Annotated in this window: 17 protein-coding genes; 7 read left to right on the forward strand and 10 right to left on the reverse strand. The window is 56.9% G+C overall.

Annotated elements, in window-relative coordinates:
- Window positions 1–41: 41 nt before the first annotated feature.
- A complete protein-coding gene (locus ACR3EH_RS16205) occupies window positions 42–344 on the reverse strand; it encodes a BufA1 family periplasmic bufferin-type metallophore (RefSeq protein ID WP_171090883.1) in 303 nt (100 codons plus the stop codon).
- Window positions 345–565: 221 nt separating this feature from the next.
- The gene (gene thrS, locus ACR3EH_RS16210; protein ID WP_171676138.1) at window positions 566–2,524 is read right to left on the reverse strand and encodes a threonine--tRNA ligase; all 1,959 of its coding nucleotides are present in this window, start codon (window positions 2,522–2,524) and stop codon (window positions 566–568) included.
- 215 nt (window positions 2,525–2,739) lie between these two features.
- On the opposite strand from thrS, the gene ACR3EH_RS16215 reads away from it, so the two are divergent.
- From ACR3EH_RS16215 to ACR3EH_RS16230, 4 genes are all read left to right on the forward strand, one after another.
- Window positions 2,740–3,489, forward strand: coding sequence for an alpha/beta fold hydrolase (locus ACR3EH_RS16215; RefSeq protein WP_171676136.1), 750 nt, complete (start codon window positions 2,740–2,742; stop codon window positions 3,487–3,489).
- Window positions 3,489–4,481, forward strand: a complete 993-nt coding sequence (locus ACR3EH_RS16220; protein WP_171676134.1) for an alpha/beta hydrolase — start codon at window positions 3,489–3,491, stop codon at window positions 4,479–4,481. Before ACR3EH_RS16215 ends, ACR3EH_RS16220 begins: the two co-directional genes overlap by 1 nt.
- Window positions 4,482–4,525: 44 nt before the next feature.
- Window positions 4,526–5,140 (forward strand): hypothetical protein, encoded by a 615-nt coding sequence (locus ACR3EH_RS16225; RefSeq protein WP_171186243.1) that lies wholly within the window; start codon window positions 4,526–4,528, stop codon window positions 5,138–5,140.
- A gap of 84 nt (window positions 5,141–5,224) precedes the next feature.
- The gene (locus ACR3EH_RS16230) at window positions 5,225–5,941 is read left to right on the forward strand and encodes an alpha/beta fold hydrolase (RefSeq protein WP_171185974.1); all 717 of its coding nucleotides are present in this window, start codon (window positions 5,225–5,227) and stop codon (window positions 5,939–5,941) included.
- Here the strand turns inward: ACR3EH_RS16230 and ACR3EH_RS16235 are convergent.
- Together ACR3EH_RS16235 and phaZ are read right to left on the reverse strand one after the other, a co-directional pair.
- Entirely contained in the window at window positions 5,932–6,519 is a 588-nt protein-coding gene (locus ACR3EH_RS16235) for a DUF6151 family protein (RefSeq protein ID WP_171185972.1), read from the reverse strand. The genes ACR3EH_RS16230 and ACR3EH_RS16235 overlap by 10 nt on opposite strands.
- Before the next feature lie 6 nt (window positions 6,520–6,525).
- Window positions 6,526–7,797 (reverse strand): polyhydroxyalkanoate depolymerase, encoded by a 1,272-nt coding sequence (phaZ, locus tag ACR3EH_RS16240; RefSeq protein WP_171185969.1) that lies wholly within the window; start codon window positions 7,795–7,797, stop codon window positions 6,526–6,528.
- A gap of 111 nt (window positions 7,798–7,908) precedes the next feature.
- Here phaZ and ACR3EH_RS16245 point away from each other — a divergent pair, with 111 nt between their 5' ends.
- The 3 genes from ACR3EH_RS16245 (at window position 7,909) to phaR (ending at window position 10,975) form a co-directional block, all read left to right on the forward strand.
- Window positions 7,909–9,711 (forward strand): PHA/PHB synthase family protein, encoded by a 1,803-nt coding sequence (locus ACR3EH_RS16245; RefSeq protein WP_171185967.1) that lies wholly within the window; start codon window positions 7,909–7,911, stop codon window positions 9,709–9,711.
- A 131-nt stretch (window positions 9,712–9,842) separates the two neighbouring features.
- Window positions 9,843–10,289 carry a phasin family protein gene (locus ACR3EH_RS16250; protein WP_171090867.1) on the forward strand — a complete coding sequence of 149 codons (447 nt, stop codon included), beginning with the start codon at window positions 9,843–9,845 and terminating at the stop codon, window positions 10,287–10,289.
- 134 nt (window positions 10,290–10,423) lie between these two features.
- Complete coding sequence (phaR, locus tag ACR3EH_RS16255) at window positions 10,424–10,975, forward strand: polyhydroxyalkanoate synthesis repressor PhaR (protein ID WP_171185965.1); 552 nt, start codon at window positions 10,424–10,426, stop codon at window positions 10,973–10,975.
- A 40-nt stretch (window positions 10,976–11,015) separates the two neighbouring features.
- On the opposite strand, the gene ACR3EH_RS16260 is transcribed toward phaR, so the two are convergent.
- From ACR3EH_RS16260 to ACR3EH_RS16285, 6 genes are all read right to left on the reverse strand, one after another.
- Window positions 11,016–12,230, reverse strand: a complete 1,215-nt coding sequence (locus ACR3EH_RS16260) for a DegT/DnrJ/EryC1/StrS family aminotransferase (RefSeq protein WP_171185963.1) — start codon at window positions 12,228–12,230, stop codon at window positions 11,016–11,018.
- 113 nt (window positions 12,231–12,343) lie between these two features.
- Entirely contained in the window at window positions 12,344–13,648 is a 1,305-nt protein-coding gene (locus ACR3EH_RS16265) for an NAD(P)/FAD-dependent oxidoreductase (RefSeq protein ID WP_171185961.1), read from the reverse strand.
- A gap of 8 nt (window positions 13,649–13,656) precedes the next feature.
- Window positions 13,657–15,015, reverse strand: a complete 1,359-nt coding sequence (locus ACR3EH_RS16270; protein ID WP_171090858.1) for a glutamine synthetase family protein — start codon at window positions 15,013–15,015, stop codon at window positions 13,657–13,659.
- Window positions 15,015–15,695, reverse strand: coding sequence for a type 1 glutamine amidotransferase (locus tag ACR3EH_RS16275; protein ID WP_171090856.1), 681 nt, complete (start codon window positions 15,693–15,695; stop codon window positions 15,015–15,017). The genes ACR3EH_RS16270 and ACR3EH_RS16275 overlap by 1 nt, the downstream gene beginning before the upstream one ends.
- Window positions 15,696–15,753: 58 nt before the next feature.
- Window positions 15,754–17,073 (reverse strand): glutamine synthetase family protein, encoded by a 1,320-nt coding sequence (locus ACR3EH_RS16280; RefSeq protein ID WP_171185959.1) that lies wholly within the window; start codon window positions 17,071–17,073, stop codon window positions 15,754–15,756.
- 135 nt (window positions 17,074–17,208) lie between these two features.
- Window positions 17,209–19,395, reverse strand: a complete 2,187-nt coding sequence (locus ACR3EH_RS16285; RefSeq protein ID WP_171647664.1) for a xanthine dehydrogenase family protein molybdopterin-binding subunit — start codon at window positions 19,393–19,395, stop codon at window positions 17,209–17,211.
- Window positions 19,396–19,397: the final 2 nt, after the last annotated feature.

A 19,397-nucleotide genomic window follows, 5' to 3' on the forward strand; every position in this document is an offset into this window, starting at 1 on the left:
CGGGCGATCTGGCCCGCCCCTCTGAATTCGTTTGGTCGACCTTATGCCGGCAGGTCGCGATCCAGTGCTTCCAGCGAACCTTTCCGCGGGGTGCCGTCTGCTTCGGCTGGCAGTTCGATGTCCGCACATGTTCCGGCGTCAACCAGGGTCCATGCGTTGCCCTGATAGTCAACGGTCGAGGTGCCCGCGCATGTGGTGCCGGGGCCTGCGGCGCAGTCGTTCTGACCGGCCAGCGATACGCCATAGCATTTTTCTTTGGCTTGCGCGGTTGCTGTGGTTGCAGCGCCCGATACGGCGGCTGCGACTGCGGTTGCGATAACCAGGGACTTAGCTGTGTTCGACATCTCGGTAATCCTCTTGATGACAGGGTATGTCTGCTTGTGACACTGACAAAACTAGTGGCTTGTCGGCCAGAGTTGAATTCACGAGCCCGTGTCTCACAAGCGCGTCAGGGGGCGGCACGCCCTCTTGAAGCCTAATACATTGTTTTTGATGAATAAAGAGTGAAATGTTACAATCCGGCCCCGTTTCAAGGGCCGGATTTACAGCGATATGCCGCTGATTGTTACAGCAGATCTGGTGGTGTTGCGGCGTGCGAAAGCTCATTTGTTACAACATCAAGCGGTTGAACCTGCGTCTGTTTTTCACCCAGACGCCGGACGCTGACGGTGCGTTCATCAACTTCGCGGTGACCAACAGCCAGAATCACCGGCACTTTGCCAACCGAGTGCTCGCGGACCTTGTAGTTGATCTTCTCGTTGCGAATATCTGCTTCGGCCCGCACACCGGCGGCCCGCAGGGTTTCAACAACTTCGGCAACATAGGCGTCGGCCTCGGACGTGATCGAGGCGACCACGACCTGACGCGGGGCCAGCCAGAAAGGCAGCTTGCCTGCGTGTTCCTCGATCAGAATGCCGATGAAACGTTCGAACGAACCCAAAGTTGCCCGGTGCAGCATCACAGGGCGGTGTTTGCCGCCGTCGGCTCCGATATAAGTCGCATCCAGACGTTCAGGCAGAACAAAGTCCACCTGATGCGTTCCGCACTGCCAGTCACGGCCGATTGCATCGGTCAGAACAAATTCAAGCTTCGGGCCGTAGAACGCGCCTTCACCGGGGTTGAGTTCCGGTTCGATCCCCGCCGCACGGGTCGCGCTGAGCAGGGCAGCTTCGGCCTTGTCCCAAACCTCATCCGATCCAGAGCGCTTTTCGGGCCTATCCGAAAATTTGACCGAGAAGTTTTCGAACCCGAGGTCTTTGTAGATTTCGGAAAGGAAGCGAATGAATTCGGCAGTCTCGGATTCAATCTGATCCTCGGTGCAGAAGATGTGACCATCATCCTGCGTAAAGCCGCGCACGCGCATGATGCCGTGCAGGGCACCTGACGGCTCATAACGGTTGCACGATCCGAATTCTGCCATCCGCAGCGGCAGGTCGCGATAAGACTTCAGACCCTGGTTGAATATCTGTACGTGGCAAGGGCAGTTCATCGGCTTCAGAGCGTTGATCGCCTTTTCACGCGCATGTTCCTCGTCCACTTCGACGATAAACATGTTTTCCTGATATTTGTCCCAGTGCCCCGAAGCTTCCCACAGTTTGCGGTCAACGACCTGAGGGGTGTTGACTTCGACATAGCCGCCCTTGCGCTGCTGGCGGCGCATGTAGTCCTGCAATTGCGTGTAGACGGTCCAACCGTTGGGATGCCAGAAGATCTGGCCGGGGGCCTCTTCCTGCATGTGGAACAGGTCCATTTCACGACCAAGCTTGCGGTGGTCGCGTTTGGCAGCCTCTTCCAACATGTGCAGGTGGGCTTTCAGCTTTTCTTTACCTGTGAAGGCCACGCCATAGATGCGCTGCAACATCGCGCGGTCACTGTCGCCACGCCAATAGGCGCCAGCGATTGACATCAGCTTGAACGCGTCGCCCGGCACCTGGCCGGTGTGTTGCAGGTGCGGGCCACGGCATAGGTCCTGCCAATGGCCGTGCCAGTACATGCGCAGCGGTTCGTCGCCAGGGATGGATTCGATCAACTCGACCTTATAGGGCTCATTGTTGGCCTTATAAAATTCGATCGCGCGGTCACGGTCCCAAACCTCGGTGGTCACGGGATCGCGCTTGTTGATGATCTCTTTCATCTTTTTCTCGATCAGGCCAAGATCTTCGGGCGTGAACGGTTCCGCTCGGTCAAAGTCATAGTACCAGCCGTTTTCGATCACGGGGCCAATGGTGACCTTGGTGGCGGGCCAGATTTCCTGAACGGCGCGCGCCATGATGTGAGCCAGATCGTGACGGATCAGCTCATTGGCTTGTTCTTCATCCTTCATGGTGTGGATGGCGATCTGGGCGTCAGCTTCAATGGGCCATTGCAGATCCCAGTGTTGGCCATCTACCGTGGCCGAGATGGCCTTTTTGGCCAATGAAGTTGAAATATCTGCAGCCACCTGCGCAGGTGTAACGCCTGCGTCATAGTTGCGTGCATTGCCATCGGGAAAGGTGAGAGAGACGGATTTTGAATCCAGGGCCATATCGGCTCTCCTCGTCGGTTTGGCGCCCACTGAACGCCCGGTTGCGGGTTATTTGCGTTCGGCTCGTTTGGCAGGTGGTTGATCCTGTGTCAAGGGCAGGAGCGAGGGGCCAGCCCCTCGCGCACCCCGAGGTATTTTGAGCCAGATGAAGAGGGATCCGGGAATTGCACTTGGGTACGTGGCGTGCATGATGCTGCGAAAGGAAAGAGGATTTCATGGCAGCAACAAATTTTCTGGAGACGGCGCAAAGCCGCCGGTTGGCCTATCACAAAAGTGAGGGTGCGGGCCCGACCATCGTTTTCCTGGGCGGGCTGATGTCAGATATGGAAGGCACCAAGGCGGTTCATCTGGAGGCCTGGGCACAGGCGCGAGGGCAGGCCTTCTTGCGGTTTGACTATTCGGGGCACGGTGAAAGCTCGGAAGCGTTTACCGATGGGTGTATCGGCAATTGGCACGAAGATACTGTAGCGGCCGTGACGGCGTTGACTGATGGGCCGTTGATTGTTGTGGGATCCTCCATGGGTGGGTGGCAGGCGTTGTTGTTGGCTAAAGCGATGCCGGACCGGATTGCGGGCATGGTCACAATTGCTGCTGCGCCGGACTTCACAGAAGACGGCTACTGGGCGGCATTCAGCGATGAACAAAAGGCGATGCTGGATAAAGTTGGTCACGTGGAACTGCCTTCTGACTATATGGAACCCTACATCATCACCAAACAAATGATCGAAGACGGGCGGCAGCGGTTGGTTCTTCGGGATCCGCTTCATCTGCCCTTCCCGGTGCGTTTTCTTCAGGGAACGGCGGATACGGCGGTGTCGACGGAAACCGCAGTGCGGCTATTGGATCACGCGACCGGGCCGAATATGCGCCTTTTGCTGGTCAAAGATGCGGATCATCGCTTTTCGGACGGCCCCTGTCTTGGGCTGATTGAAGACGCGGTGCTGGATGTGGTGGGAGGCGTCTGATGCAGCGTTTGGGCTGGTTGCTTGGGCGGTTTCTGTTGGCGCTGATTGTCTTCGGCGGCCTAATCTATTGGTTTGGGCCGCGTGAGGAGATGGATTTGCACCCAACATTCGACTCTCGCAAGTTTGGTGAAGGTGTTCAGGTCTATTTCGAAAGCACTGAATCAGCCTTTGGCGATATTGTTCCGGGCGTTGAGAAGCGTGTGGACTGGCAGAAAGGTTTCAAGGAGCAGCGCACACCTTACTCTGTGCTCTATATCCATGGGTTTTCCGCAAGTTCCGAAGAAATCCGTCCGGTGCCTGATCTGGTCGCCGATGCGCTTGGGGCAAACCTTGTCTACACGCGCCTGCAGGGTCATGGCCGAGATGGATCTGCCATGGCGGAAGGCACGGCCTCAGGTTGGATGCAGGACACTGCCGAAGGGTTGGCTGCGGCACGGGCGGTTGGCGACAAGGTGATCGTTATCTCAACCTCTACCGGTGGTACTTTGACAGCGGCTGCAGCGCTTGACGCGGATCTTAGCAAAGATGTTGCCGCAATGGTCTTTGTGTCGCCGAATTTCGGCGTGAATACAACCGCGGCATGGGTGCCGACGCTGCCATGGGCCCGGGATTGGTTGCCGATCCTTATGGGGCCAGAGCGTGATGTGTCCGGGCCGGATCCAGAGAAGAACACGTATTGGTCCGCCGTCTATCCTTGGGAAGCCGTCGTTCCGATGTCCGTTCTGGTTGATGTCGTTTATGCGTTGGATTTTTCCGAAGCTCTGGTGCCAGCCTTGTTTTGGTTTTCGGACGATGATCAGGTTGTGCGTCCCGACAAGACACATAAAGTCGCCGAGGCCTGGGGCGCATCAGCAACGGTCGAGTTGGTCACAATGGGGCCAGGAGACGATCCCGCATCACATGTCATTGCCGGGCGGCTGATGTCGCCGGGGCAGACCGATGCCGCCGTTGAGGGTATCCTGACTTGGTTGAAAGAACTGGGGATAGAGTAAAGCCCAACCGGAATTGAGGAGGCAAAATGCGAAAGCCGGGCAGCATGTGGAGTCTAGAGACCTTGGGTCGCGTTCGCTTGTCCCGGCATTTCTTCATGCGCGATTTTCTGTATTCGGAGATCGGCAATTTCCACCAAAAACAGAATATTCCCGACAATCCGGACCTGGCGATCGAGACGGGGCGTGCGTTTTGCGAAACACTGCTGGACCCGTTGGAGGAAACCTTTGGCCGTGTCGCCGTGCGATCAGGGTACAGGTCGCCGTCTTTGAACCGGTTCGGCAATGAAAACCGGCTGAACTGCGCCCGCAATGACAACCCGCTGGAATGCCATATCTGGGATCGAGGCGAAGGCGATGCGCGGATTGCAGGAGCTTCTATCGTGATCCCTTGGTTTGCGGATCAATACGCACAAGGGCGGGACTGGCGCGATCTGGCGTGGTGGATACATGATCACTTGACCTATTCCGAGATTTGGTTTTTTCCCAAGCTTTGTGCATTCAATTTGGTGTGGCGGCCCAAACCGCTACGCAGGATTGACAGCTATATCGACCCGCGGGGCTGTCTTTTGAAGCCGGGGGCCGAACCCGATGAAGACAGGGCCAAACGTCAACGCCGGTACGCGGATTTCCCTGCGTTTCGCGCAATCGCCTATCCATAAGGTTTCCCTTGCCCGATTGTGGCAAACCTTTCATCCTGACAGAAAAGGGAAGGGCTCGGAAAACCGAGTAAATGGAGGCCCCGCGTGATCGAGCCGCTGGTGTTCTTGCCTGGGTTGATGTGTGATGCCCGACTGTTTCGCCCTCAGATCGAGCTGTTGTCGCGTGCGCGGTCTGTGACTGTCGCACCTGTGTCTGGCGGCGAGCGCATTGAAGAAATCGCATCGGGGTTACTCGACCAACTGCCGCTTCGTTTTGCGCTTGCCGGGCACAGTATGGGTGGCGTGGTGGCCTTGGAACTTGTGCGCAGGGCGCCGGAACGGATTTCTCGGCTGTGTCTGATGGCCACCGATGCGCAGGCTGATACGCCGCAAATGGCGGCCAGTCGGGAAGATTTGATCATTGGTGCGCAAGGCGGTCGTCTGGAAGAGATGATGCGCAAACTTGTAGGATCCGACGCCTTGGCGCCGGGGCCTCGGCGCATCCCCATCCTGAACGATCTTTTGGCGATGGCAGAGGGGCTGGGGGCCGAAGTGTTCGTGCGCCAGATGCGAGCCTTGCAACGACGACCTGATCAGCAAGCAGCATTACGGAAAATCAAGGTGCCGACACTGGTGCTATGCGGCGCACATGACACTCTTGCACCCGTCAGACGACATTCGTTTATGGCTGATTTGATACCGGAGGCCGAAATGCTTGTTCTTCAAAACGCAGGTCATCTTTTGACCCTTGAAGCGCCTGACCACGTGAACGAAGCCCTGCAAACCTGGCTGAATGCTCAGCTTCGGTTCGACTATGGATAGAGCGCTGCGCGTTCGTTTTTCGTTATCAGCAAGGGCGTCGCAACGGGTTCGCCGGATTTCGGGTCGAAGAAAGGTGTGTTCTTCCAGCGCCCGGAAAGGCGCGAAGCTGCAACGCGACGTATCAGACCGAAGGCCGCAAACCTGATTTTCTCGTGTTTCTGTTTTCCATCGGGTTGGGGCACAAATCCGCGGGTTGTGACGGGACCCAGGATCGAAATGTCATCGGTGATCCTGCGAACCAGAAATCCACCAAAAGGAAAACTTGCGCGTGGTGGCGTTGTTGCCAGCGGGGCATTGCAGCAACTGGCGTACCATCGCAGCATCCCGTTGGGGCCAAGCTTCATTGCGGCCAAAAATTGACTGCCGGTAGAGATTTCGATCTCTTCCGGTGCCATCTGCAGTATGTCGACAGGTCCGGGGGCTGGGTCCGGTTGTTTGAAATACAGCTGTGCGGCGCGGCAATCGTGGCAAAAACAGGAGACATGAGTCCCTTGCCGAACGCCCCTTGCGGAAATGTGCCCTTGCAACTTTCCGCACTGGCAGGAATAGGCGAGGCCGCTATGCGCAGGCTCGCTCATTCCGTTTTACGCGACTTTGTTGGTGTTGGCAGCGCGGCGACGTGGCTTGCGGCTGTTTTCATTCATGAAATCAATCACAAGCGGGCGGATGTTGTCACGCCAGCTGCGGCCTGCGAAGATGCCGTAATGACCTGCGCCGGGTTCCACATGGCTTGCCTTCTTGCTGTCGGGCAGGCCGGTGCACAGATCAAGCGCGGCGATGCACTGACCGGGTGCTGAAATATCGTCATTTGCCCCTTCGACAGTTTTCACTGCCACATCCGTGATCTTGGACATGTCCACCTTGTGACCGGCGACGACAAACTCGTTCCGCGCAATCTCGCGGTTCTTGAAGACACGCTCGACAGTCGAAAGATAAAACTCGGCGGTCATGTCCATGACGGCCAGATATTCATCATAGAACCGGTTGTGGGCGTCCATGTCCGAGGCTTCGTCCCGGATAACGCGTTGAATTTGATCCGAAAAAGCCTTGGAATGGCGTTCGGCGTTCATCGACATGAAAGATGCAAGCTGTAACAGGCCGGGATAGACCATGCGACCGACGCCTTTGTATTTGAAGCCGACACGCTGGATCATCGTTTCTTCCAACTGACCCATGGTGACGCGCCGTCCGAAATCGGTCACGTCGGTGGGGGTCGCATCCGGGTCGACCGGGCCGCCGATCAAGGTCAAGGTGCTGGGTTGTGCTTTGGGTTCCACTTCGGCCAGGTAGGCTGTGGCCGCAAGGGTCAGAGGGGCCGGTTGACAGACTGCAACAACATGCGTTTCTGGGCCCAACTCTTTCATAAAATCGACAAGATAGAGGGTGTAATCCTCGACATCGAACTTGCCCGCAGACACAGGGATATCGCGCGCATTATGCCAGTCGGTGATGTAGACTTCGCAATTGACCAGAAGGCTTTTGACGGTCGAACGCAGCAGCGTTGCGTAGTGGCCCGACATGGGCGCGACCAGCAGCACCTTGCGCGGCTGTTCTTCGCGGCCGTTGACGCGGAAATGGACCAGATCGCCGAATGGGCGTTCCAGAACAGTTGTAATCTCAACCAGGTGGTCCTTGCCGTCTTCACAAGTGAAGGTGCGAATACCCCAGTCAGGTTTCACAACCATGCGCTGGAAAGTACGCTCAGTCACCTCACCCCAGGCGGCCATCCAGTTGAAAGCCGGGTTGGGCACCATCGAAAACATTGGGTAAGAGGCCATCGCGCTGGCTGTTGCCCCAAGCCATTGGTTGGTGTTGCGCATGGTTTCCATAAGGTCGTAGGTCATCATGTAGCGCATAAATGGGGCCTCCTGAGTGTCAGCCTGAGAGTTCGGACCATTCGTCGCTTTGCCCCCCAGCACCCACGACGTTATTCTGCATAGCAGCGAGGTTAGGGGGGAATTGTTAAAATGACAACTAGCGAAGACCAAATGCCAGACGTATCAGACGAACACATTGAACGCCTTAAAGAAAATATGGACAAGGTCGAGCAGCTCTCGAAGCGATTGATTGAGGTCATGGCTACTAAAAAGCCGCATACCCCCGCACTGGATGGCCCGAATCAAGAGCTTTTCGCACGAGCAGCAACGGCATATTGGGCCGAAGCTTGGCAAAATCCCGCCAAACTGTTGGAACAGCAAATAGAATTCTGGGGAAAGTCTGTTCTGAACTTTGCCGAAGCGCAGCAGGCATTGACCCAAGGTGAAGTGGAAGACGAAAACCCCGCCCCCGGAGACAAGCGTTTCTCGAACCCTCTATGGGAAACCAACCCCTATTTCCGTCTGATCCGACAGCAATACCAAACCAACGCGCAGGCCATCGCGCAAGCTGTCGCTTCGGTCGACGATCTGGATGCCAAGGACAAGCAGCGCTTGCAGTACTTTTCGCAGCAGATCATCGACATGATGGCCCCCACCAATTTTCTGGCAACAAACCCTGATGCCCTGCAAAAGGCGGTTGAGACCGAAGGCCAATCCTTGATTCAGGGATTGGAAAACCTTGTTTCCGACTTGGAGGCCAATGATGGCGAGCTGGTTGTAAAGCTTGCGGATGAAAATGCGTTCGAGGTTGGCGGAAACCTGGCAACCACACCGGGAGACGTGGTGTTCCGCAACCGGATGATGGAGCTGATCCAATACAAGCCTGCAACGGAATCCGTGTACGAGACGCCGATCGTCCTGTTTCCGCCCTGGATCAACAAGTTCTATATTCTGGACCTCAAAGCGCAAAACAGCCTGATCAAATGGATCACCGATCAAGGCTACACCTTGTTCGTCGTCAGTTGGGTTAATCCAGACGAAAGTTATGCCGAAACCGGCATGGAAGATTACATTCAGGACGGCTTTTTGACGGCAATCGACGTCGCCAAGAAGATCTGCAAGGTCAAGCAAGTCAACGCGGTCGGCTATTGCATCGCGGGCACGACGCTCAGCCTCACCTTGTCGTTGTTGAAACAGCGCGGTGACAAGTCGGTCAAATCGGCCACGCTGTTTACGGCGTTGACGGATTTCTCTGATCAGGGTGAGTTCACGCCTTTCCTGCAGAACGACTTCATCGACGGTATTGAGGAAGAAGTGAACAAGGAAGGTGTCCTTCGCTCGTGGATCATGGCGCGTACCATGTCGTTCCTTCGGTCGCGCGACCTGGTCTATGGGCCGGCCATTCGCAGCTATATGATGGGAGAGGTGCCTCCGGCGTTTGATCTGCTGTACTGGAACGGCGATGGTGCGAACCTTCCTGCCAAAATGGCTGTGCAGTATTTGCGTGGCCTGTGTCAGCGCAATGAATTCGCAACAAACGGTTTTGAGTTGATGGGCCACAAGCTGACGTTAAACGACGTAGATGTGCCCTTGATGGCCATTACCTGCGAGACCGATCATATCGCTGCCTGGAAAGACTGTTATCGCGGTGTCCAAAAGATGGGCTCACGGTCGAAGACTTTCGTGGTTTCAGAGTCGGGTCATATCGCCGGTATTGTGAACCCGCCGAGCAAGAAGAAATATGGGCACTACACCAATCCGGACTTGAAAGCGGACTCTGATACTTGGCTGAAAGAAGCAGATTTTCACCAAGGATCGTGGTGGCCCATGTGGGACGCTTGGCTGAAGAAACGGTCGGGGAAACAGGTGCCAGCACGCGATGCAGGCGATTCGGACCATCCAAGTCTTGCACCCGCTCCGGGGACCTACGTTTTGGCAAATCCAAACGCCTGATTTCATTTTGAAACTTAATTTTTTCTGCGCTGCAGCAAGAAAAAACTTGCAATGCTGCGGCGCAGCAATCATATTGTCCTCAAGCTGATGAAGCCCGGGGTGGGCCCGGACCGGCTAAAAGGATTAGGACAATGGCAAAGACCCAAGACTTTAGCGCGATCATGAAAGACATGATGGGCGCATTCCCGGTGGACACCACCGCAATGGAAGACGCATTCAAATCGACCGCTTCGCTGAACGAAAAGCTGTCGGGTGTTGCTCTGGAAGCTGCTGAGAAATCGGCTGAGATCTCGAACAAATGGACCAAAGAAACTCTGGCCAAACTGACCGAGATGTCGAAAGCAAAAGCAGAACCTGCTGACTACGCAAAAGCGGCAACCGATTTTGCAAGCGCGTCGGCTGAAGTTGCAGCTGAAAACCTGGCTGCTTTCGCTGAAATCGCGAAAAAAGTTCAGACCGAAACCGTCGAGCTGCTGATGGCTGCTGGTAAAGACGCTGCAGAAGAAGCAACTGCTGCTGTCAAAAAAGCAACCAACGACGTGACCACTGCTGCTAAGAAAGCCGCAGCGGCTAAGTAAGAACGTTCGCGAAGCGCACCCAATCCTCCCATGAGGTGCAATCGCGTTGGGCAGGTCGATTGACCTGCCCTTTCTTTTTGTGCTGCAGTCGCATAACGTGTGCTGCAACGCATCATCCTTGGGGAGGGTACCCGGTGTCGGACCAAGAAAAACCGCTGCTGATCAAGCGCTATGCCAGCCGTCGGCTGTATAACACCGAGACCAGCGACTACGTGACGCTCGAAGATATTGCGGGCTTTATCCGCGACGGGCGTGAGGTGCAGATCATTGACCTGAAAACCGGAGATGACCTGACGCGGCAGTATCTGCTGCAAATCATTGCTGAACATGAAAGCCGGGGTGAGAATGTGCTGCCGGTGAACGTGCTGAACGATCTGGTCCGCAGCTATATGGTGCCGGGCGGGGGTATGATGCCGCAATTCCTGCAGAGCTCGTTCGAGATGCTGCGCGAAAGCCAAAGCAAGATGATGGAGAACATGAGCGCCATGAACCCGATGTCTCAGATGCCGGGCTTCGACGCGCTGCAAGCGCAGCAACAAGCGTTCTTGAAAGCCATGACCGGGGGCTTGTCCGGCGGATGGTCTGCGCCTGACGCGGAAGAGGAAAAGGCCGAGCCGAAAGAGGATCTGGATGATATCAAGAAACAGCTGGCAGAGCTTCAGCAGAAGCTATCCAAGCTGAACTGATATCGAAAAGAAAAGGCCCGCAGTTAAGCGGGCCTGTTTTTTAGGTGCCATAGACCGGCATCGGGCCGGTCACTTCACCCACCGAGGCCAAAATAATATCCGCGATCACATCCAGTTCCTCGCGCGTCAGTCGCACGGGAAGGCGGACGTCGCAGGCTTTCATCAGCATGGCGCGGGTTTGCGGCAGTTCGAATGTTTCAGGAAGGAACTGCCAGTTCCAGAAGGCGCGGGCATTGTCCTCGCTCAGACCAAAGACCTGAACTTTTACGCCGCGTGCCTCGGATGCGGCGGCAAACGCGCGAATCTCGGCCTCGTCCATCCCAACAAGATTGAACTGGATCGAGTCGGGTGCACGCCGTTCAGGTGCCAGCGGTGCGGGAACATCGATATAGGGTGAGGTGTTCAGGCGTTCAGCCACATAGTCGTGGTTCGCCAGACCGTCGCGCACACGGCGCGCAAGTTCCGGGATCTGAGGGCGGATTACTGCCGCGCTCAGATTGCTGAGACGCAGGTTATACAGGGGCAGTTTGTTCTGCCAACGGGCAAACGCCTCTTCCAACTCGGGCGAGTTATCGCCGTGCGGGGTTTTGTGCTTCTTCCAGTTATGCTCATACGCGCCGGACATGATGACAGCGCGGGCCACCAGATCGGCATCGTCTGTGACCAGAATGCCGCCTTCGCCTGCGTTGATCATCTTGTAGGATTGGAACGAGAAACAACCGACCTTGCCGATCGTACCAATATTGCGGCCATGCCACGTGGTGCCCAGCGAATGCGCAGCGTCTTCGATCACTGGAATGCCGCGCGCGTCGCACAGGTCCATTATTGCGTCCATGTCGGATGTATGTCCGCGCATATGGCTGATGATCACGGCCTGTACGCCGTTCAGCTTGACTTTGAAATCAGCCATGTCGATGCGATAGTTTTCGCCCACTTCGCAGAGTACGGGGATGCAATCTGCGTGAACGACGGATGACGGCACTGCTGCGAAGGTAAAGCCTGGGATCAGAACGCGAGCGTCGCGGGGTAAATCCAGCGCCTTGAGCGACAGGAACAGCGCAGCCGAGCAGGACGATACAGCAAGCGCGTATTTCGAGCCCAGCAATTCCGCGAACTCAGCTTCCAGCAAGGCCACCGGGGCGTCTTGCGGTGCGGTATAGCGGAACAGATCGCCTGATTGCATCAAGGCGCCGATGGCTTCGCGGGCTGCTGCGGGGATGGGTTCGGCGTCATGGACGTTTGGTGGAAGCGTCATATTTGGATTTCCCGAATTCTATCTTTGGGAAAGATAAAGGTAATCACATGGTAATCCAAGCCCTCAATCACAGGGTTGGCAAAAATTCACCAATCTGTCGTAATTTACGTGGATCAGATCCCAAGCCGGTCGCGCAGCGCGAACCAGGTCATCGCAAGCACCAACAGCGGGTTGCGCAGCGCAGGTCCGCCGGGGAAGGGCAGGGCAGGCACGCGCGCCATTGTGTCGAACCCTTCAGCCTGTCCTTGAATGGCCAATGCCATGAGCTGCCCGGCGTGGGTCGCGGTGCCGACACCATGACCGGAATAGCCCGAAGCGGACAGGATGTTCGGCGCGACGCGGGCCAAATAGGGCATCCGCCGCATGGTGATAGCCAGCGTTCCCCCCCAAGCATAGTCGATTTTGACGTCACGCAGGTGGGGGAAAATCTCGGCCATGGGTTTGCGAACCTTGGCGGCAATGTCCGAAGGGAAACGGTAGCCATAGCTTTCGCCGCCCCCAAACAACAGTCGACCATCCGCACTTAGGCGGAAGTAATTTACCACAAACTTGGTGTCCGCAACCGCGACATCCTGTGTCAAAACCCGCGCCGCATCGCTGCCCAAAGGTTCGGTGGCGGCAATGAAGTTGTTGATCGGCATGACCCGAGAGGCAACAGAGCGATTGAGGTCGCCCAGATAGCCGTTGCACGCCAGGATCACATGCTCGGCCCGAACAGTACCGTTAGAGGTACGGATCACCGCAGGCCGGGAGTCATCAATCCCTGTGACCTCGGTGCTTTCAAAAATCCGCACACCCGCTTTTGCCGCCGCGTGCGCCAACCCCAAGGCATAGTTCAAGGGATGCAGGTGCGCCGCGCCCATATCCAGATAGCCGCCTTTGTAAGCTGGGGACGGGCAGAGCGCGCGGCCTGCGTTTTCGTCCAACAGCTCAATCTGATCATAGCCGTACCGGTCAGACAGGTGACCGGCATGGTCGTGCAGTTCTTTCTGCTCTGAGGTGCTTAGCCCCAAAACCGCGACGCCGGGTTTCAGGTCACATGCGATCTGGTGTTTGGTGATCAGAGACTTGACCAAATCCTTGGCGTCTTCGGCCAGACTCCACAGTTTGGCGGCATCTTCATCGCCAACAAGGCTTTCGAGATCCTCTTGATCCATCCGTTGTGCGCTGCCCAACTGACCACCGTTGCGGCCGGATGCGCCAAAGCCGACGCGGTGGGCCTCAAGCAATACGACGTCGAACCCGGCTTCGGCAAGATGCAATGCTGCGGACAGGCCGGTATAGCCACCACCAACAACACACACATCTGCTTTGACGTCTTCTGACAGTGCGGGGAAACGATCCGTCGGGTTTGACGTCGCAGCGTACCAACTGGCAGGGTATTCGCCCTTGCGGTCATTAGAATAAAGCAGGTTCACGGCGCGTCTCAGACGTTGACCAAAAGATGTTCGCGTTCCCACGGAGAGATGACCTGCAGGAATTCCTCGTACTCGGCCCGTTTTACAATGCCGTAGACGCGGGCGAATTCAGGTCCAAGGACCTCGTGCAGGGCAGTGGCCCCGTCAAACAGATCCAGCGCTTCCCCCATGATCTGAGGAATATCCCCTTCGCCTTCATAAGCGTCGCCATAGAATTGGCGGCGGGGGCGTTCCTGTTCGACCAGTCCCAGATAGCCGCAGGCCAGTGACAACGCGATGCCCAGATACGGGTTGCAGTCCATTCCGGCGATGCGGTTTTCGACACGGCGCGCCGCCGGGCTGGATAGGGGCACGCGGATACCGGTTGTACGGTTGTCGCGGGCCCATTCCAGATTGATCGGCGCGGCGTGGTCTTTCACATAGCGACGGTACGAATTCACATATGGTGCCATCACCGCCAGACCAGCAGGCAAGTGGTTCTGCAAGCCTGCGATGAAATGGTAAAACGCGTCCGTCTCACCGCCTTGCGGACCGGAGAAGATGTTCTCACCGGTTTCCATGTCGATGATCGAATGGTGGATGTGCATGGCCGATCCGGGCTCTTCCTCGATCGGTTTGGCCATGAACGTCGCGAAACAGTTGTGGCGCAGCGCGGCTTCGCGGATCAGGCGTTTGAAATAGAACACCTCATCCGCCAGCTTGATTGGATTGCCGTGACGCAGGTTAATCTCCAACTGTCCGGCTCCGCCTTCCTGCGTGATGCCGTCGATCTCGAACCCCTGGTGTTCAGCGAAATCATAGATGTCGTCGATCACCGGGCCGAACTCGTCCACCGCAGTCATGGAATAGGCCTGTCGCGCCGCGGCTGGGCGACCAGAGCGCCCCATCATCGGCTTAATGCCCTGTGCCGGGTCGACATTGGGGGCGACTAAGAAAAACTCCATCTCGGGCGCGACAACAGGTTTCCAGCCCTTGTCGTGATAAAGCTGTACAACACGCTTCAGGACGTTACGCGGGCTGTACGGGATAGGGTTGTCCTCTCGGTCATAGGCGTCGTGGATCACCTGCAGCGTCCAGTCTCCGGTCCAGGGCGCGGCGGAGGTGGTCGAGAAATCGGGCTTGAGGATCATGTCCCGCTCGATAAAGCCATCTTCACCCGCAGCTTCACCCCAGCCACCAGTGATGGTCTGGTAGAATATGCTGTCGGGTAGGTGGAAATACGACTGCTTTGCAAACTTTGAGGCAGGCACCGCCTTGCCCCGCGCAATACCCGGCAGGTCTGAGATGATGCACTCAACCTCGTCCAGCCTTTGCCCATGGAAATACGCTTTGGCGGCGTCCGGCAGTTTATCGGTCCAATCAGCCATCAGGCTCTCTCTTTCTTTAGAAACTCGGCCATCTGGCGCGCGATTCTGGCATTGTCATCAGGTGCAGTTTCACGGTTTGCGGCGGCTTGCATAAGGGTGTCGGGAACCACGCCTTTGCCCCGTGTTCGCATCAGGCCCGAAACGAAGCCGTTGGAAAACTCTGGATGCGCCTGAACGGTCCAGATTGTGTCCCCATAAGCCAGCATTGCGTTTTCACAGAATGCATTCCGTCCCAGAACACGCGCCTGTTCAGGAAGGTCTACAACCTGATCCTGATGCCAGGCATTCAGCCAGACCTTATCCCCGTTATAGTCGTATTCGGTGCGCCCTACGGCCCATCCGCCCGAGAATTTTTCGACCTTACCGCCAAGGGCCTGCGCGATGATCTGGTGACCAAAACACACACCAATAAGGGGTTTGCCGCTTTGGTGGATCTCTCGGACCAGCGCTTCCAGCGGTGCAATCCAAGGCAGGTCTTCATAAGCGCCATGGCGCGAGCCGGTGATGACCCAACCGTCTGCGTCATCAGCATCCTTCGGGAAAATGCCGTCCACCACAGCGAAGGTTTCGAAATCAAACCCGTGCCCATCAAGAAGTTTGGGAAACAGAGCATCGTAATCCCCGAATTCACCCTGCAGCACATCGGGGGTGTGGCCGGTTTGTAATATGCCGATTTTCATGCGTCACCAAATTTGATCAAATTCATACTAGCCGAGTCCATACAAGGCGGCAAGAGGGTCAAACCGCCTCAAGATAGCTCAGCCAGTGTGCCTCTAGTGGGATGCTCGAAAACCGTTTGACTTCCTGTCGTTTGGTCATGGCCAGATACCGGATCAGATCGGCAGGGAACAGGCGTGCGATCATGGGGTCTGCTTCAAATCGGTCGATTGCCGTTGACCAGTCGGGCATCAGCTGCGGCAAGTCTGTCAGATCATAGGCATTTCCGGAAATCGGAGCAGGCGGTTGCAGCCCGTCTTCGATACCAACCAGTGCCGCCCCCAGAACCGCAGTCAGCATGAGGTAGGGGTTGATGTCCCCTCCTGCGACGCGGTGCTCGATACGGCGCGCGGATGGGTTTCCACCGGGAATACGAATGGCGGCAGTTCTGTTCTCGTAGGCCCAGCACGCCCCCGTCGGCGCATGAGCGCCCGGCACAAGCCGGGTGTAAGAGTTGCCGTGCGGCGCAAAGATCAGCGTACTTCCCGGCATGGCCGCAACACAGCCTGCAACGGCAGACTTCAGAGCCTGAGTGCCTTCTGATCCACCGTTGTCGAACACGTTGCGCCCGTCTTGATCCAGAACCGAGAAATGCACATGCATCCCGTTGCCTGCATCATCGGCATAGGGTTTCGACATGAAGGTGGCGGCAAATCCATGTTTGCGGGCCAACCCACGCGTCAAGGTCTTGAAAAGCCACGTATCGTCAGCGCATCGCATAGCGCCTTGGTGGTTCAGGTTGATCTCAAACTGGCCGATGCCGCTTTCTGAGATAGCCGTCTGCGCAGGGATCCCCATATCAGCACAGCCGTCGTACAGGTCGGTGAAAAATTCCTCGAACGCGTCCATTTCAGCAACCGACAGAACGGCTTCGTCCGACATACGACGTCCGGTAATTGGGTTTATCGGAGGTTGCGGTTGCGGGCCAGATGCATCCACCAGAGTAAACTCCAGCTCGGTTGCTGCCATGACCGACCAGCCGCGTTGCGCATAACGGTCCAGCGTGGCTGACAACGCGTGGCGTGGATCTCCGGCAAATGGAACACCTTCATCATCATAAAGGCTCATTGGCACCAGGGCTGTTTCACTCTCAAGCCATGGTACAGGGACCGCGCCGCGTTCGGTCGGACGCAACACGCCATCAGCATCACCGGTTTCAAAGACAAGCGGGCTGCCGTCGATGTCGGCGCCCCATAGATCGACGTTCAATGCTGAAAACGGCATTCGAACTGCGCCTTTGTCCAATTTGTCCGCATAGGCAGGGGGAACGCGCTTGCCACGCATCTGGCCATTCAAGTCACATGCGGCAACGCGAAAATTGTGCAGGGCGCTCAGGTCCATAGGGGGCTCCGTCGGTGCTGGTTCCCCGTGATGTACTTCAATGAACCTGTTTTGTCACCAAATTTGATCAAATTTTAGATCAGGAGACCAAGGCCAAGCCCCGCGCTGGTGTGACCCGGCGCGGGGCAAAGCTATTTATGCAAAACTAACGCCGTTCTCTTCCATCGGCAGTTGCGCAACAAGAACGCCCGACAAGGCGTGGATCGCGTTGGCCAGCGCCGGCGCCGAAGGCGGAGTGCCGGGTTCGCCAACACCAGTCGGTGCCTCGGCGGACGGCATGATATGCACGTCGATCGCGGCAATATCGCCAATGCGAAGCGGTTCATAGTCAGGGAAATTACTCTGATCTACCGCTCCGCTGGTCAGTGTGATCTGGTCACGCATCACATGGCCAATGCCGTATCCAATGCCACCTTCCATCTGGGCGCGCACAGTATCGGGGTTCACGGCAATGCCACAATCCACGGCGCAAGTGACCTTTTCGATCTTGATGCCGCTTTCCGGATCGCCCGAAATCTCGACCACTTCAGCTGCGTAAGACCCAAAAGACTTGTGAACCGCAACACCTAATGCCCGGCCCTCACGACGGGTTCCCCAGCCAGCCTTTTCCGCAGCCAGCTTCAACACGGCCGCCTTGCGCTGCTGGTCAGGATTGCTGCTGTCGGACAAATGAGCCAAGCGGAACTCTACCGGATCGCGTCCCGCGCTCTGAGCGGCAAGATCCATCATGGTTTCCATGACATAGGCCGTGTGGGTGTGCCCCACAGACCGCCACCACAGAAGCGAGGTTGCTTTTGGTGTGTCCGTTAACCCCAAGGCCATACCGGGAATTGCATAAGGGCTGTCCGCGATACCTTCGATCGAGCTGTGATCAATGCCGTCATGAACCAATACCGCTTCGAAGGGTGTACCTTTCATGATGGACTGGCCTGCGACCTGGTGCTGCCATCCGACGATGTCGCCTTGACCGTCCAGTCCAATCCGAACCTTGTGGCCGAACGCCGGGCGGTAATAGCCGCTGCGGATATCATCTTCACGTGTCCAAACCAGCTTCACCGGGCGGGCGCGATCTGTGAGCACAAAGGCCAACGCCGCCTCGACCTGATAATCTGCGTCCGGTGTTGCGCGGCGCCCAAAAGAACCACCGGCCAACAGGGTGTTGATCTGGATTTTCTCGGGCGGCAATTCAAAGACTGCGGCCAGGGCGAAATGTACGATGGTAGGAATCTGCGCCGCGTCGTGCAGCACAATCGTACCGTCCTCTGCCTGTTCGATGGTGCAGTTCATCGGTTCCATCGGTGCATGTGCCAGCAGCGGGAAGTAGAACGTTTTCTCCAGAACTGTGTCGGCACCGTCGATCTTTGCTGCAACTTCGGTCGCGTCCGCCCCGTTGACGTTGTACTGAGGCGCAGCGTCCAAAGCGGCGCGGATCTCTTCCTCAATTTGCTGAGAACTGCGGGTTTCGGCAGCGGAAACATCCCATTCAACCTCAAGCGCTTCACGCGCCTGAATAGCCGCCCATGTGTTTTCGGCATAGACAGCCACACCGGCCTGGTTCGGCAGGGTCGCTGCGTTGATGAAACCTTTGACTTGCTGTGACCCGCTGTCGTCAAAACTCTTGACCGTTCCACCGCGAGCGTCTGGACGTTTGATCATCGCAACCATTTGGTTGGGCAGGTGCAGGTCCATGCCGTAAATGGCCTGGCCATTGCCTTTGATCGCCGAATCCTTACGGCGCACGGCTTCGTTGCCGATCAGGCGAAACTCTGACGGGTCTTTAAGCTGCGGTTCGGCTGGCGCTTCGAGTTGTGCAGCCGCTGCAACAAATTCGGCAATCGGTGCCGACTTGTCGCCTGCTTTGACGATGCCCTCTTCGATGGTCACACCCGATGCATCCACGCTCCAAGCCTGAGCGGCGGCGTTGATCAGCATTTCGCGCGCTGCGGCTCCGGCCTGACGGTATTGTTGCCAAGAGTTTGCCATGGCGGTCGACCCGCCGGTGCCTTGTGCCTGACCGAACGCCATATTGGCGTAAACCTGTGCATTGGACGGCGCAAATTCATACGCGATTTGGTCCATGCGCAGGCCGATTTCCTCGGCAATCAAAGTGGGCAGGCCGGTCGCTGGTCCTTGGCCCATCTCAAAGTGCTTAACGATAGCTGTTACTGTGCCATCGGCGTCAATTTTCACGAACGGATTGAACTGTGCGCTTTCCGTTGTTGTGGCAGCAAGCGAGCCATCAGGACGAGCGCCAACCAGCAGGACGGCACCAGCAGCGGCAGCACCTTTCAGAAATCCACGGCGGGAAGTGTTGATGGTCATGA

This window comes from Ruegeria sp. BG7 (assembly GCF_056535685.1).